A 15,382-nucleotide genomic window follows, 5' to 3' on the forward strand; every position below is an offset into this window, starting at 1 on the left:
GACTTAATGTCGGCTTGCTCATTCTAGATAATCTCTCTAGAAGATGGTACCAGAGGACGGACTCGAACCGTCACGCTTTTAAGGGCGGGGCCGATGTTATTGAAAGCGAATCCCCGGTGCTCACAGGGTTGGCTAGCAGCACCAATCGATGACAACCAAATTTCAGGCACAAAAAAACCGACTTAATGTCGGCTTGCTCATTCTAGATAATCTCTCTAGAAGATGGTACCAGAGGACGGACTCGAACCGTCACGCTGTTAATGGCGGGGCCGATGTTATTGAAAGCGAATCCCCTGTGCTCACAGGTTTTAGCTAGCAACGCCAACCGATAAAAACCAAATTTCAGGCACAAAAAAACCGACTTTCGTCGGCCTATTATCTCTTATAAGAGATGGTACCAGAGGACGGACTCGAACCGTCACGCTTTTAAGGGCGGGGGATTTTGAATCCCCTGTGTCTACCAATTTCACCACTCTGGCACATATTTTTAATTCATTCCCTGAGAAGCTTTCATCAGAGAACGGAGCGAATTATACAGTTGCGTTACGGAATCGCAAGTGCTTTCCACACCCTATTTGCATTTTCTGTATCGTATGCTTATTTTTTCCGCTAAGAGGGTTTCTGCTAGGGGCTGTTGACCTTTAGTGTTTGATTTTTGTTCGAATTAAGCACGTTATGAATGAGGCGCGGTCAGTGACGCTTAGTCAACTAAGCAAGCTGGGCGCAACAAAGTTCAGGACGCGTTTAAACGAACCCTTCGGGCAGCGACAGAGCGCAATTTATTCGGCGTTAGGTGCTGATTGTGGAGGATACTACACGGCACATCACCTGCCTTGCCTAAATCACGCTCTGCCTGCTGCAAAAACAACCAGCAAAGATAAACAGCCCCTAAGCAACCTGCAGCAAATTTGCCCGCATATCAATGCGTTCGCCCACAGGTTTGCTCAAGCAGCGTCAGGCTTATGTTGTTTTTTTGCACTATGGCAAAATTTTGATATTAACAGTGCTGACCGCAAGCCAAATCTCACAGAGTTATTGATCTGGATCGTATTTAAACAGCAGGGTCTGTATTAGTTTTGTAGGGCTTTACAAAAAGAGAAGTTCGCACGGTGTTGCTAGACATCTATGCCACTAGCTTCCTTTACTCTGCGAGGGCGTAACTCAGCGTTACTTTGTGGGGTTTGAGCGTTTGCGCTTCGATATGCGGTGTGGAGTGCTCTGTGTAGAGTTTGCCAATTTGGCTTTATCTAATTCAACATCTCTTTTTAGGGCAGCCAACGCTGCCCTTTTTGTTGGCTACGCGGCGTGCTTTCTCACTTGGCTAAGGTTAGCCACAAATGCCGGACGGGATTTCATCAGCTGCTGTAATTCATCTTGGCTCATTTCGCCCATTGGCAGACGCAGTACGCGACGATTTAAGCACTTACGAGCATGCACTGAAATCTTATAATCTGCCGTTGGCCCTTGAATGGCGTAGTGTTTCTCGTTGCCGACACAAGCAAGAATATGGTTCTGTAATAAACCTTGTACCACCAAGTCGTCCTGTGGCAGCGACAGCACTGAAGCACCTTGGATAAAAAACTCACGCAACAACGCACGTTCAGCGGGATCGAGCAATTTAACCTTCTCTTCCACTTGTTCCTCAATGCGCTTGCCACGCAGATAGTGAATCGCTTCATCCAACACAAAATTGACGGCCAAAACTCCGAGATAAGCCACACTGCCCAGTAACATCAGCGCAATATAAGGGGTGAACTCTTGCACTAGAGCATCAAGGCGTAACAGTTCCAGCACCGACGATGGCACTAGCAGTAAAAAACTGCTCAGCAGGATAATCCACAACGAAATAGGCAGCAGAATGCCGCGTACAGAAAGATGTTTAGGTACTGACAAATTCAATCGCTTCATAACCATGTCCAGTGTCAAAAAATGATCGCTGGTCGATCTAAAGCAATTCTAATGCCAATAAATGAGGAATTTGGCCCTCGTAATCCGTTTGAGGGCCAAGATATTCAGGGAAGATGTACACACCTTCATCGCTAATTGATGCTAGTCGGCATTGCAGCCGTTGGCAGCCTTGAGCCGCATTTACTTACACATCCAGAGTGTCGCAAAAACTTGCAGGCACTTTCCCTAGTTATAACGCTGAGTAGCAAGTTTAGCGATGTTGATGATCACTTCAGCCGCTTTTACCATCGACTCGACACACACAAACTCGTGTTTGCCGTGAAAATTATGACCACCAGCAAAAAGGTTGGGACACGGCAAACCGCGATACGACAGTTGTGCGCCATCAGTGCCACCACGGATCGGTTTGATATCTGGATGTACATCCGCCATTTCCATCGCTTTAGTTGCTATATCAATGATATGTGGCAGTGGCTCAATGGTTTGCTTCATATTGAGATAGCTATCTTTAATCTCAATGGTGAGGCTGCCAGAAGTCAGCTCATCATTATATTTATGCACCAGCTCAGTTAACCACGCTTTACGTTGCTTAAACTGGTCGGCGTCAAAATCACGAATGATGTACACCAATTCGGCGCATTCGGTGGTGCCTTGCATTGAGACGAGATGGAAAAAGCCATCGTAACCTTCGCTGTGTTCTGGCGTATCGTTCAACGGCATTTTAGCGTGAAAACGACAAGCCATGGTCATCGCATTGACTAACACACCAAACGCAGAGCCAGGATGACATGCATTGCCTTTGGCAGAGATCACCGCCGTTGCGGCATTAAAGTTCTCATACTGCAATTCACCTACGGCGCCACCATCAATGGTGTAGGCCCAGTCGGCATTAAAATAATCCACGTCAAAATGCTGTGCGCCGCGACCGATCTCTTCGTCGGGTGTAAAGCACAGCACCACTTCGCCGTGAGGAATATCTGGATGTTCCAGCAGATGGTGCAGCGCGGTAATAATGGCGGCAATCCCCGCCTTATCGTCGGCGCCTAATAATGTGGTGCCATCGGTGGTCACCAAGGTTTTGCCAATATAATGTAGCAGTTCAGGAAACTGCTCCGGTGATAACAGCTCTTGCCCCGCCAGTGGCAAAATTTGTCCTTGGTAGTTTTCTACCAATTGCGGTTTCACATTCGCCCCGCTGAAATCGGGCGCAGTGTCCAGATGGGCAATAAAACCAATGGTGGGCACATCCGGTAATGTGGCGGGGACACGTGCGTATAAACAACAGTTATCGGTTAAGCGAATATCGCTAAATCCCAGCTCAACAAGTTCTTGCTGTAGCAGTTTGGCTAGCTGCCATTGGCCGTCAGAGCTGGGGGATTGTAAGGAGTTACTGTTCGATTGGGTATTGATCTGCACATAACGCAGAAAGCGATTTAGAAGAGCTTGTTGCATAGTGGTAGTTCTATCGCAAGAAGGTGGCTGGATTCTAGCAGCAACCACCTAAAATGCGGGGCGACTCAGATCAACTTTTTGACGATAAAAATCTTATATAGCCGCCAATTTTTGTAGCACGCGTGCCACGGCATGAAAGCCAAAAGTGCCAGTAACCACCGACACCGCACCAAAACCCGAGGCGCAATCCATACGCATGGTGCCCGTTAGCCCTTCCTTTGTTGCACATACTGAACCATCCGCTTGTGGATATTTCAGATGTTCAGTCGAAAACACCGCATCAATCGCAAACTTGCGCTGCAGGTTTTGGCTAAAACCATACTCTTTGCGCAAAATACTGCGGACTTTAGCCAACAACGGATCTTGCACCGTCTTGGAAAGATCGGTGACGTTGATCTGAGACGGATCGATCTGCCCACCGGCGCCACCGATGGTGATAATTTTAATCTTGTTACGCTTACACCAAGCAATCAACGCCGCTTTCGGTTTTACCGCATCAATACAATCAATCACATAATCTGGCGCCCGCTCTTTGGGCAGGTATTCAGCGAGGTTATCGGCGGCGATAAAATCTTCCAGTTCATCGACTTGGCATAATGGATTGATCGCTTTAATCCGCTCCGCCATCACCGCGACTTTAGATTGACCAATGGTCGAAGTTAACGCATGAATTTGTCGGTTGGAGTTGGTGACACACACATCGTCTAAATCCATCAACTGAATTTGACCAATACCGCTGCGGGCGAGCGATTCGGCCACCCAAGTCCCTACCCCACCGATACCAATCACCATCACGTTAGCTTTGGCAAAACGTTGCAGGGCGGCCACACCATATAAACGGGCGATGCCACCAAAGCGCTGCTGATAGATTTCGGATTCAAACATAACGGTGTGAACTTCTCATTTAGGGAGGATGACGCAAACACATTAACGATGTTTACCAACTGGCGCGATTTTACCGAAAAGTGTCCGCCAACTCATCCAATTCGCGAAAAATGGCGATAAATAGCCAAAAATAATCTAAAAATTTCTACTTTTTTATAATTTCGTCTATCACTAATCTAGCTGATAATTATCTTCTTGGGAGCGTTTACCGGTTAGCATACTGAAAACGTTGCAATTTCTTACATTGTTCATGTGATTTGTTAACATCAAAAATTGGTGCTGATGCGATTATGAGTACCAATTAACGTTTTTGACCGTTTTTTGAACGCTAGATAAGAAAAGCGGGCAAAAACCTTGAAGTTCATCACATTTTTAAAAAATGAAAACTGTAAGATTCTGCGCAGCTTAGTCTTGAGAAGGACGATTCAAGGCTGGCCCAGGAATAATTAGAGCAAAAAAACACACATAAGTAGATGGATTAGAACTTAGGTTCTAGGGAGCACACAAATGAAAAAAAGTCTTATTTCTGCCTCTGTAGCAACTTTGCTGACGGCAGCATCTTTTGGCGCTATGGCGGATGGTCCTAACTTCTATGGTCGTTTAGATCTGATGGTGACCAACTCTGATGGCGGTTACACCGTTCAAAGCAGCACCAATAATATTGATTTTGGCCAAAATGGCACTTACCTAGAAAACAACTTCTCTTGGTTAGGTGTGAAAGGTACTGAGAAAGTCGCTGATGGCTTGGAAGTTGTGTACCAAATGGAATACGGCGTAGAAAACACTTCTAGCCGTGGCAACCAATTCACCTCTCGTAACACTTATCTGGGCTTCAAAACTGTAGCAGGTACTGCGTTATTCGGCCGTAACGATACCGTATTCAAACAATCTGAAGGCGGCATCGACCTGTTCGGTAACAGCAACGCCGATATGGACCGTATTCTGCCAGCGCAAACTCGTTCTGCAGACGTTGCTAGCTACTATTCTCCAAAAATTGCTGGTTTATTCACTGTCAACGCAACCTACCTGTTTGATGACAACAACGACACCGTAGATAAAGGTGACGGTGGCAGCCAATACGCAGTAAGCGCAGTATTTGGTGACAAAGCACTGAAACAAGAAGTGTTCTATGCTGCAGTAGCATACAACAAAGGTATCGACGGTGTTGATGCTTACCGTGCTGTAGGTCAAGTTAAACTGGCTGACTTCAAAGTTGGCGCGTTGTATCAAAACAACGAAAATACCGTTAACAGCGATATCGACGGTAACACTTACCTGCTGAACGTGTCTTACAACCTGAACGGTGTAAACCTGAAAGCTGAATACATCTATGATGATGGCGGTTTCGGTCAATATTTCCGTTACGCAAGTGGTGATAATAATCTGAAATCAGCAAATGCCAACGTCAACATTGATGACGTTAGCGTAACCAACATCATCGTTGGTGCTGATTACCGTGTAGCAAAAAGCACTCTGCTGTACGGTCACTATGCTCACTATGAAGGCGACTACAAACTGTCTGGCGACAAAATTGACCTAGACGACGACAACGTATTCTCTGTAGGTGTACGTTACGACTTCTAATCTCGTTTGAGATAACAAGTATACAAAAGGCGACCTAGTGTCGCCTTTTTTGTTGATTAATTTTCACTGATTAATCAATACTATAGATTGTAATCTAACTGCATCTACTTTCGCGTCAGCACAAACACATTTTCATTCAGCCAAGACACACCGTTTTGTACGAATTTGCCGTTCTCCGCCAGCACATCGTATGAGGCGATTTGCTCAATGGTGAAAGCGTCGCCCAAGTACGTGTTTAACCACGCAGGGCTTACCGCAAACGCCGGGCCATCAAGCTGCTCTTGCGGATAATCCAGCAGCACGGCTAAACCTTTGCAGCCTGTTGGAATAATCTTACTCAAGTGCTGTGCATAACGCTGGCGCATCTGTTCCGGTAAGGCAACCAACGCACCGCGATCATAAAACGCACGGCAATCTGCTAACTGGGCTGGGGTTAACGCAAAAAAATCACCTAACAGCAGGCGATACTGCTGCGCTTGATACTGCGTTAACTCTGCTGCGGGCGTGATATCAGGTGTTAGCCCACTCTCCGCAAAAAACTGCTCCACAGCCAAGGTATTGAATTCGTTGCCAAGCACTGGATGCCCTTGCTGCACGAAGTAGTGCAGGTCGAGCGTTTTACCGCATAGCGGCACAAACACTGCGCCAGCATCAACCTTCAATGCTGACCAATGTTTGACGAGTAGAGGATTGATTTGCGCTTGATGAAAGCCGATCTGCTGCCGTTGCCAGCGATCATGCCAAAAATGAGGTTCCATGTACGTTCCAAACAGACGATCAATGGCGTCACTCTACTCATTCACCGGGCGCGATGCAAAATGCGTGGCAAGGATGAAGCCCAAGCCGCAGTTAAACATGATGGGAAACACTAGTGGCAGTTAGTGGAGAATAACTACACTGCACATCAGTTGCCTTGGCTAAACCACATTCTGCCTAACGTAAAAACAACCAGCTAAGGTCAACATCCCCTCGCCCGTTACTTGAACTTAGCCAGTGCCTTTTCAACCTGTTTGAGCCATTGGCAGTTATCACATTGACACTGGCGGCGCGACAGATGGTGTGGTGTTAAACTAGCATCAACAAATTCTACGGCCATGAGTAACTGCTGCCGCAGTTCCGCCACCGATTTTTGCTCCAGCGCCACTAAATCGTCGTTACGATTCATCCATAAACACTCCATGCCTTGGTGACAAAAAGTGCAACGCTCATCCACTGCGTTATAGAAGCCCGAATGGGGGCAATGGCGTAGTTCCATGGATTTAATAATCCTGGGTCTGGCATATTCAAACAGTGTAATTAGCTCATGTTTGTCAGGCTCAGGCATGTTAACAATCTCAGTAACTAGAAGAGGAATGCGCTCAGATTACGCATTACTGATTCAGCGATTGTTGATACATGTCAAAGTGCTTCACAAAAAGATTCGATAGGAAGCATAAAATTGAAGCCAGATCTCACCTTGTAACACTTGCCGCCCCGAATGCCAGCTGCTTAAATGGACCACTGTTGTTTGCTCGCCTCAGCTAGGATACTGCCTTGCCACTGCCCGAATTACAGCACTTCTACATCGCTGAAGAACAATCTATCTACCTGCTAAAAGCCAATGATGCCCGCAAACACCGGGCGTGGATCCGTTTGTGTAAACAGCAACTGATAAAACTGGGCTATCAACAGCCAGAGCTGATTGGTAAAGGCGCTTATGGTTTCGTGTTTGCAGGGCATAACCAAGCCAATGAAGAACATGTGTTTAAGTTCTCGCGGGTCACACTGCCACAGCAGATCCAAGACAGATTAGAAGAGGAAGCCTTTGTGCTTGGGCAACTCAATCACCCCAATGTGCCACCGTTAGTGAAATTTGAGCGGGTTGGCCGCCAAGGCATTTTAGTGATGGAGCGGGCACACGGCGAAGACCTCGACGTGCGTTGTCGTCGCCTTGGGCCACTGCCAGTACAAGAGATCATGAGCATCGCCCGCCAATTGGCTGATCTCTTGATGTATCTACGCATCGGCCGACCACTGGTGCACGGCGATATCAAACCGTCGAATCTTATCTACGATGAGCACACAGATAAACTGTCGTTGATCGATTGGGGCTCAGCGGTATTTGCCCAACGTGATGAACAAGACCGCCCGGCCAATGACAATATTCTCAACACCTTGTCACTGGATCAGCATCAAACCAATGCGCGTATGGGCGACGTGTACTTTATTGGTGAGGAACAACTATCGGGCGAGCTGTCCAGCCCACGTTTCGATGAGCAAGGCGTAGCCGCTACCTTATATGCACTGGCTTCGGGGCAGATCAGCCGTTTTGGCTCGCATGTGATCCCCGCTACCAGTTTAGGCTTGCCACAGGAGCTGGCGCGTACACTGGATGCCATGCTCAGTGACGACCCACAACTGCGCAAACGCGGCGGCGACTATTTTCTCAGCAGCATGAAATACGCCCAAGGCATGTTATTACCCAACCTAGCCAAAGCGCCGCTACACGCCGAAATCCCCGTCTGGCTGCAACCACACAATCGCGATGTGGAAACCGTCAGCTACAGTTCGCGCAAGTCGTTTCTCAAAAGCCATCAAGGCTCAGAGCAATATGCACAAATCAATCAGCATGATATTCAGTTAGAAAAATACTATCGCAACTTTTTGGTGGGCATGGGCGATACCGAAAAGGGTTTTATTGCCTCGGTAAGTCGGCTTGGACAATATCCGATTGCTGGCGGGCTAGCGATTCATTGGCGCGATGAAGGCGTGTTTATCGATTCGAATTTGGCTTTGTATGACGCTCAACTGCAACCTGCGTTATTGCAGGCGGTGAATAATATGGTGACGCTCGCCCGTGGCATTCGCAAAATTGGTATTTTTAAAGCGTGTTTTTTTAACGCCAAAGATACCATTCATGTTGAACGTAGCTCGGAAGCCAGCCCGTTTGTGTGCCAGCCAACGCAGCAGTTACCGTTTGAAGTGGGCGATGTGCCAAACAGCGAATCCCAGTCCCGTTGGCATTCCTATTTTGAAGACGGCAAAGATCCCGATGAAAACCTTGAGTTACCGGTAGAGATCATGAATGAGTTGAGCCGACTCAACCATATTCATCACACTGGCTGTATCATTTTTGAAGCGCTGCCGACGCACCTGAAAATCCACAGTTATTTAAGACTGCTCGACCCGCAGCGCCAATCAATTTTTGCAGGCTGCCTCGCACGTATTTTGCAGCATGTAGATAAGATCCACGGCCAAGGCGTGTCTGGCTTTATGAAGCTGCCGTATAAAAATACCCGCGAGTTTAGTCATCTGGAGCGTAAAGCCGATAACTTCTATCCCCGCAATCCGAAAGCACAAAACGCTGCGCTGTGATCTTCAGCAACAGCGTTTTGTACACGTCTATCGGCTAAATCGGTGAGCCTGGCGGCATCAAGGCTGGCGTATCGATCATGCGCATTGGTGTACCAGAAAGATTGTTTTCAATCACGGTTTGCATAAGCTGATGGTGCGCGGCATTTTGCATATTCACCCGCTTAGCTAACCGTTTAAATTGCTGCGCCCAATAGATAAGTTTGGCACGCAGTTCGGCTTTAACTTCAGGCGTAGTTTGCTTACTAGCTAGAGCTGTTAGCGCCGTATCGATCACGACGGCGTTGATCCGCATAGCCGTTTCCTTTTTCGCCGAGGTTGGCAGCTCGGCTAACAGAGTTTGTGCAGCTAATTGATCCAGTAACATCGCGAGAGACAGTTGCTCAGCGTCACCCGATGCAGCTTGAGCAACACGATTCAATCGCTCCGGCTGCAGTAAATAACTCAAAATTTGCCGCGCCAGCGACTCTGCCATCGCTTGCGGATCATTAGCGCTACCGAGTGATGATGCAAAGCTTTCGGCAGTGCGTTGATAGTTACCCGCTTTTGGCACTAGACGTACGAGTAAGTTGCTTGGCAGGTAGAGTTCATCTACGGCCAAACTGGCGAGTAACGCTTTCAACGCCGCTTTTTGCTGCACTGGCGCCACAAAATGCCATGTGCCGTTGGTGAGATCAGCATGATAGCTATAATCAATCCCGCCAATAAACTTGCTGGCAGCAGCAATTTGATAGCGATTGAGCAGATATAGCGGCACGAAAGCATCAGAGAGTTCGCCCAAAGGTTCCCCAGCCAACAGTACCTTAGCGCTAAACTGCTGCAACGCTTGTTTACGCACCTGCTGTAATCTCAGCAGCTCTCGGACCGGATCAGCACCGCGATCCCACTGGCTCGCAAAAGCATTGGCAGCAGAGATAGCCCCAGCATCTGCATCGTGGATGTAACGCAAGCCTTGTCGTTGTGCTTGCTGCTGCAACTGATTTAACGCCACATTGGTTGCAGTTTTATCACCAAAATCGCCGTAACCGTACTTGATGACATAGTTATCCCACTCGCCAAGTCCTTCACGATAGGGTTGGCTAATGTCAATCTGACCACCGCTTAACGCGATATAGGGATGGGGGTAGTCCATCACCGACGCATTGTTATTGGTCGATGCGGCAAAGTTGTGGGTCAAACCTAAGGTATGGCCAATTTCATGGGCTGCGAGCTGCCGAATACGTGCCAATGCGAGTGCCATGTCCGCTCTGGCAGCTGCATCACGATCTGCCCAGCCTGCGGTCACTGCGCGCGCGATCAGATGATCTTGCCGCACTCGCGAGCTACCTAACGTGACCTGCCCTTTAATGATTTCGCCGGTGCGCGGGTCAATCACAGACATCCCCAATGACCAACCACGCGTGGAACGATGTACCCACTGCACCATGTTGTAGCGAATATCCTGCGGATCTGCGCCTTCTGGCAACATTTCTATTCTGAAGCCGCCGATAAACCCGGCATCATCAAACGCTTTTGACCACCAGCGGCCACCGGCTAATAGCGCACTGCGGATCGGCTCTGGCACGCCAGGATCGAGATAATAGGTAATCGGCTTCACCACCTTGCTTGGCGCAGCACCTGGGTGCAGCTTTTGTAATCGATGACGCAGCAGCAGCCGTTTAGTGATCGGCTCATCAATTGCTGTGGCATAATCGCGATAACTTATGGATTGGTAACCACTGTAAGGATCGTAAGCGCGCGGTTGATAACCTGCATCTGGCGCCTTCACAAATGAATAGCGCACTTTGATCGACATCCAACGCGCATCAGGGGTGACACTCGCTACCTCTCCGCCAGCGGGCTCGGCGGTATAAGTTTGCAACACATCAACATCAGCGTTTTCGGCAAAGGACTTGATTGATTGCGGCACAATCACCGAGCGCTTCGCATCCAGTTGGTATTGCCCTTGGCCGGTAGCGCTGAGCGTCGCTTTGATGCCATAAAGATCGAGTTGCAGCAGCTCATTGACGGGCACTAACAGCTTGTCGCCCTGCAGTAATTTGCCTTTCCACAATATCGATTCAGCAAAGGCTTCATGTACCGACTGGCGCTCAAGCTGATTATCGGTATCGGCGCGATAACGGGTGTTGAGTTGTTTGAGGATAACGTAAGGGCCTTGGCGCTCGAACTGCACTAATCGCGCCTCACTCACCTGACCGCGATCAAGCTCGAGCTTATTGGAACCCACGCCTTGCGGCAGACTGCTGACCAATAACATCGGCTGGTTGAGCTGATTAACTTCGAGGTAGAGTTCACCAGATTGTGGCTCAAAGAAGTAGTTAATAAAGCCTTTGGCTTGCTGACTGTGGGCGGTGATATCTGCGATGTTAGTGGCTTGCGCCAGTGCGTTTTGGCACCAAAACAGTGCTAAAACGCTAACGAGTAGTCCCTTAAGCGTGTTCATCCTTCAACCTTATTGCTGTTATTATTTAGAGCAATTTACGTTAAGGGATTGTTTTACTTAACTCAAGCTTTACCCACCCACTCATTGAGCGTATCAAACAGCTCGTTAAGCATAATCGGTTTGGTGATGTGGGCGTTCATACCGGCATCTAAGCTTTTATCGCGATCGCCCGACATCGCATGAGCAGTCATGGCGATAATTGGCAGTTGCTCTGCAGAATAGCTTTTGCGCAGCTCACGGGTGGCGGTCAAACCATCCATCACCGGCATCTGAATGTCCATCAGTACCGCGTCATAATGTTTCTGCGGCACCATATCTAACGCCACTTGGCCGTTCTCGGCCACATCGACGCTAAAACCAGCGCTGCGCAACAGTTCCATCGCCACTTGCTGGTTAATCAGGTTGTCTTCCACCAGCAGGATCTCGCCTCGACACTGCTGGTCGCTCTCTGGAGCGATCTCGGTTTCTGTGGTTGCTTCAGGCGCTTCGGAGAAGGCATTCATCACTTCGTTAAACAAGGCCGAGGCTTTAAACGGTTTTTGCAACAAGGCATACACGCGGGAGTTATCCAGCTCTTGTGCCATCGGCTCGGCAGAATAGGCGGTCATCATCAGCACCACAGGCCGCGTTTTGATAACGCCGCTGCTGATCAGTTCATCCATCGCCACTAGCACATCGCTGCCGTCCATCTCTGGCATTTTCCAGTCGAGTAACAGCAAATCATAGTGATGCTGCTGCAACAGTGCCAACGCTTCTGCTCCGCTGGTAGCGGTATCCACATCAAAATGGAAATCGCGCAGCTGCGAGGCATAAATTTGCAGTGCCGATGGATTGTCGTCTACCACCAGCGTGCGGCGTTGATTAAAGCTTTCAGGCAGCACCAATGGCGCAGGCTGGCTTTCCTCGGCAATGTCAAAGCTGATGGTAAAACTAAAGGTGCTACCGTCGCCGGGCTGACTGGTGACGTGTAAATCGCCGCCCATCATCGACACCAGATGTTTACTGATCGATAAACCAAGGCCGGTGCCACCGTAGCGGCGCGTGGTAGAGCCGTCAGCTTGCGCAAACGCATCAAATAGCTGTAGCTGTTTTTCAGGTTCAATACCAATACCGGTATCGCGCACCCAGAACTTGAGGCTAATGCGATGATCGCGTTCGCCGACATCCTCACAACCTAACTCGATCTCACCATCACTGGTAAATTTCACCGCGTTAGACAGTAAGTTCACCAGCACTTGCCCCAAACGCAGCGGGTCGCCGCTGAGCACCAAACCAGCAGTCACCGGCGCGTATAACAGCAGCTCGATGCCCTTCTCTTGCGCCTTGAGTGCGTTCAGGTCCAGCGCATGTTCCAGCACTTTATCCAGTTGGAACGGCACCCGTTCTAACTCCATTTTACCGGCTTCGATTTTAGAGAAATCGAGAATATCGTTGATGATGCGTAACAACGACTGCGCCGAGAAATCGGCTTTTTCGAGATAATCTTGCTGTTGTGTGGTCAGCGGCGTGCGCTGCGCGAGCTGCAACATCCCGATAATGGCGTTCATTGGTGTGCGGATCTCATGGCTCATGTTGGCCAAGAATTCACTCTTGTACAGGTTAGCCATTTCCGCATCACGTTTGGCTTCCAACAGCGCCACTTCGTTACTCTTTTGGCGGGTAATCTCTTTGTGCGTCCCCAACATACGTTTAGGTTGGTTATCGTCGGTGAACTCCACCACCCGGCCGCGCGACAGCAACCAGTGATATTTGCCGTCTTTACCTAACATGCGAAACTCAATCTCATACGCATCAGTAGGATTGGTCAGATAACGCTGACGATACTCATCGGTGCGCTCGCGGTCATCGGGATGGGTTAACTCGCCCATGGTCGGCAGCAGCAGCGGGAACTCATTGGGCTGATAGCCCAACATGGTATAAAACGAGGCGTTACAGATGATCTGCTCGGAGTCGAGATACCAATCCCACAAACCATCTTCTACTGCGTCCATCGCTAAGTGATAACGTTCTTCCGACAGGCGCAACTGCTCGGCAGATTCGTATTCGCGGGTGATATCGCGCCACACCACAATCAAACCTTGCAGTTCACCGCGGCGGTTATAAAACGGCAGTTTAAGCGTATCGAGCAAAATCGGCTTACCGGCCAGTTCCACCTTTTCTTGGTAACGTAGCGGCGTTTTGTCACGCAGAATGCGCTCATCTTCCTCTTGAATGCGTTTCGACAACTCTGGCGGCGTCAGCTCGGCATCGGTTTTGCCAATCATGTCGCTCTCGCTGTACCCCAATACTCGCTCAGCAGAACGGTTACAACCAAGGTACTTGCCGTTTTTATCTTTAAACACAATCGCTTCGGGAATGGTATCCAACAGCGAACGCAGCAACGCGAACTCTTGTTCACGCTTCTCAGTGGTTTCACGCAGACGCTCAGTACGTCGCGCCACCAATTTATCCAGCCGTTTATTCTGTTCGGCCAAGTGTTTGGTGTATTGCTCGTTTTCTTCAAAGATGCGACTGACCAATTTAAACCACGGCAGCCAATCACGGTTGATGCGGCTCGGTGGCCCTTTGGGCGCGCGCGAGCACTCTTCAAGATGTGACAACAAGCGCGATGCTGGGCTGACGAATGAACGACGCGTTTGCCAGTGCACGATGGTGACCAGAATCGACAGCGCCAATACCACGAGGAAGAACGTGGCTTTCAATTTTTCCAGCGAATCGGAAAACATGTCGTCGACGTTTTGCAGATACAGCAAACGCCATGGCGCGTTATGTAACGCCACCGAGTGAATATAGTAGCCGTTGCGCACCATGCCTTCATGGGCATCAAACAGTTCCGACTCTGGCAGCGAATGCAGCTCTGGCGGCAAACGTTGGCTGATGTGATACACCCGATTGATATTCGAGGTATCAAAATCGCTGTGCGACAGAATGTTGTTGCCTTGGTCGAGCAGAATCACCGTTCCCGGCATTTTGAAATAGAGGCGGATCTGTTTGGCTAACGACGCCAAGGTCATATCAAGGTTAATCGAGCCAATAAAATCATCATCAAGATAGATCGGCACACCAAGCGTGGTCAGCAAACCTTTACCCGTGCTATCCACGTAGGCCTCACTCCAAAACACGCTGCGCTGCGGGTTCATCTCTGGCGTGGCCAGTTGGAACTGCTTGCGCGTTAGCATGTCATCGCGGAAGCGCATTTCATCGGCAGGCCAAGGGAAATAAGACATCATCCGCCGCTTGGAGATGTAATAGATTGCCGATGCTTTGGGCGCCGCTTCTTTGGCAACCGGAAACGACAGCGACAGCTCAAACAACATCTCTAGCTCTTGGTAAAACTTCTCGCTGCGACCATCGAGCGAGCCAACACCGGTGATGCGCCCCATATTGGTAAACGGTTGACCATTGTTGGCATACGTCGGCTCAAGGGTGAAGTATTGCCCTTGTTCATTGAATTTTTGATATTGCGGGAGCTGGTTTTTCCGCACATCTTCGGCGAGGCGCAGATGATCGACGGCAATATTGCGTAAGCTTTTTACCGCCCGAATACTGGACTCAAGCAGCAAGTCAATCTGCATCACGTGGCGATCAACTTGCTCCTCACGCTGCACCATCTGCTCGGTCTTTTGCCGCTCGAAGAACAGCCAAGCCGTTAACAGCGCCAACACAATTACCCCGATATAGGTGTAAAACACCGCTCGGTTGTAATTTTTTTGAATCGGCGATTTTAACTGGAGATCTGGCTCAGTTGGCTTCATCCGC

10 protein-coding genes and 1 tRNA gene are annotated in these 15,382 nt (G+C 49.1%); 3 read left to right on the forward strand and 8 right to left on the reverse strand.

Annotated features, from left to right (window positions below):
* Positions 1-392: 392 nt before the first annotated feature.
* A tRNA-Leu gene (locus L9G74_RS16560) sits at positions 393-479 on the reverse strand.
* A 214-nt stretch (positions 480-693) separates the two neighbouring features.
* Here L9G74_RS16560 and L9G74_RS16565 point away from each other — a divergent pair.
* Positions 694-1,074 (forward strand): hypothetical protein, encoded by a 381-nt coding sequence (locus tag L9G74_RS16565; RefSeq protein WP_238897645.1) that lies wholly within the window; start codon positions 694-696, stop codon positions 1,072-1,074.
* 222 nt (positions 1,075-1,296) lie between these two features.
* Here L9G74_RS16565 and L9G74_RS16570 read toward each other — a convergent pair whose 3' ends face one another.
* From L9G74_RS16570 to tcdA, 3 genes are all read right to left on the reverse strand, one after another.
* The gene (locus L9G74_RS16570; protein WP_238897646.1) at positions 1,297-1,908 is read right to left on the reverse strand and encodes a superinfection exclusion B family protein; all 612 of its coding nucleotides are present in this window, start codon (positions 1,906-1,908) and stop codon (positions 1,297-1,299) included.
* 225 nt (positions 1,909-2,133) lie between these two features.
* Positions 2,134-3,360: a peptidase T gene (gene pepT / locus L9G74_RS16575; RefSeq protein ID WP_238897647.1), complete on the reverse strand. Its 1,227-nt coding sequence runs from the start codon at positions 3,358-3,360 to the stop codon at positions 2,134-2,136.
* A 93-nt stretch (positions 3,361-3,453) separates the two neighbouring features.
* Positions 3,454-4,245 carry a tRNA cyclic N6-threonylcarbamoyladenosine(37) synthase TcdA gene (gene tcdA, locus L9G74_RS16580; protein WP_238897648.1) on the reverse strand — a complete coding sequence of 264 codons (792 nt, stop codon included), beginning with the start codon at positions 4,243-4,245 and terminating at the stop codon, positions 3,454-3,456.
* Positions 4,246-4,752: 507 nt separating this feature from the next.
* On the opposite strand from tcdA, the gene L9G74_RS16585 reads away from it, so the two are divergent.
* Positions 4,753-5,829, forward strand: coding sequence for a porin (locus L9G74_RS16585; RefSeq protein ID WP_238897649.1), 1,077 nt, complete (start codon positions 4,753-4,755; stop codon positions 5,827-5,829).
* Positions 5,830-5,933: 104 nt separating this feature from the next.
* Here the strand turns inward: L9G74_RS16585 and L9G74_RS16590 are convergent, their stop codons facing one another.
* Both L9G74_RS16590 and L9G74_RS16595 read right to left on the reverse strand, forming a co-directional pair.
* On the reverse strand, positions 5,934-6,587 hold the full coding sequence (locus L9G74_RS16590) for a thiopurine S-methyltransferase (RefSeq protein WP_238897650.1): 654 nt from the start codon (positions 6,585-6,587) through the stop codon (positions 5,934-5,936).
* A gap of 218 nt (positions 6,588-6,805) precedes the next feature.
* Complete coding sequence (locus L9G74_RS16595) at positions 6,806-7,153, reverse strand: hypothetical protein (RefSeq protein WP_238897651.1); 348 nt, start codon at positions 7,151-7,153, stop codon at positions 6,806-6,808.
* A gap of 209 nt (positions 7,154-7,362) precedes the next feature.
* Here L9G74_RS16595 and L9G74_RS16600 point away from each other — a divergent pair, with 209 nt between their 5' ends.
* Positions 7,363-9,183, forward strand: coding sequence for a protein kinase domain-containing protein (locus L9G74_RS16600; RefSeq protein ID WP_238897652.1), 1,821 nt, complete (start codon positions 7,363-7,365; stop codon positions 9,181-9,183).
* A gap of 34 nt (positions 9,184-9,217) precedes the next feature.
* Here the strand turns inward: L9G74_RS16600 and L9G74_RS16605 are convergent, their stop codons facing one another.
* Both L9G74_RS16605 and L9G74_RS16610 read right to left on the reverse strand, forming a co-directional pair.
* Entirely contained in the window at positions 9,218-11,623 is a 2,406-nt protein-coding gene (locus L9G74_RS16605; protein WP_238897654.1) for a zinc-dependent metalloprotease, read from the reverse strand.
* 62 nt (positions 11,624-11,685) lie between these two features.
* Positions 11,686-15,378, reverse strand: coding sequence for a response regulator (locus tag L9G74_RS16610; RefSeq protein ID WP_238897655.1), 3,693 nt, complete (start codon positions 15,376-15,378; stop codon positions 11,686-11,688).
* Between the last annotated feature and the right edge of the window lie 4 nt (positions 15,379-15,382).

Origin of the sequence: Shewanella electrica, assembly GCF_022321485.1 — a bacterium.
Lineage (GTDB): Bacteria > Pseudomonadota > Gammaproteobacteria > Enterobacterales > Shewanellaceae > Shewanella > Shewanella electrica.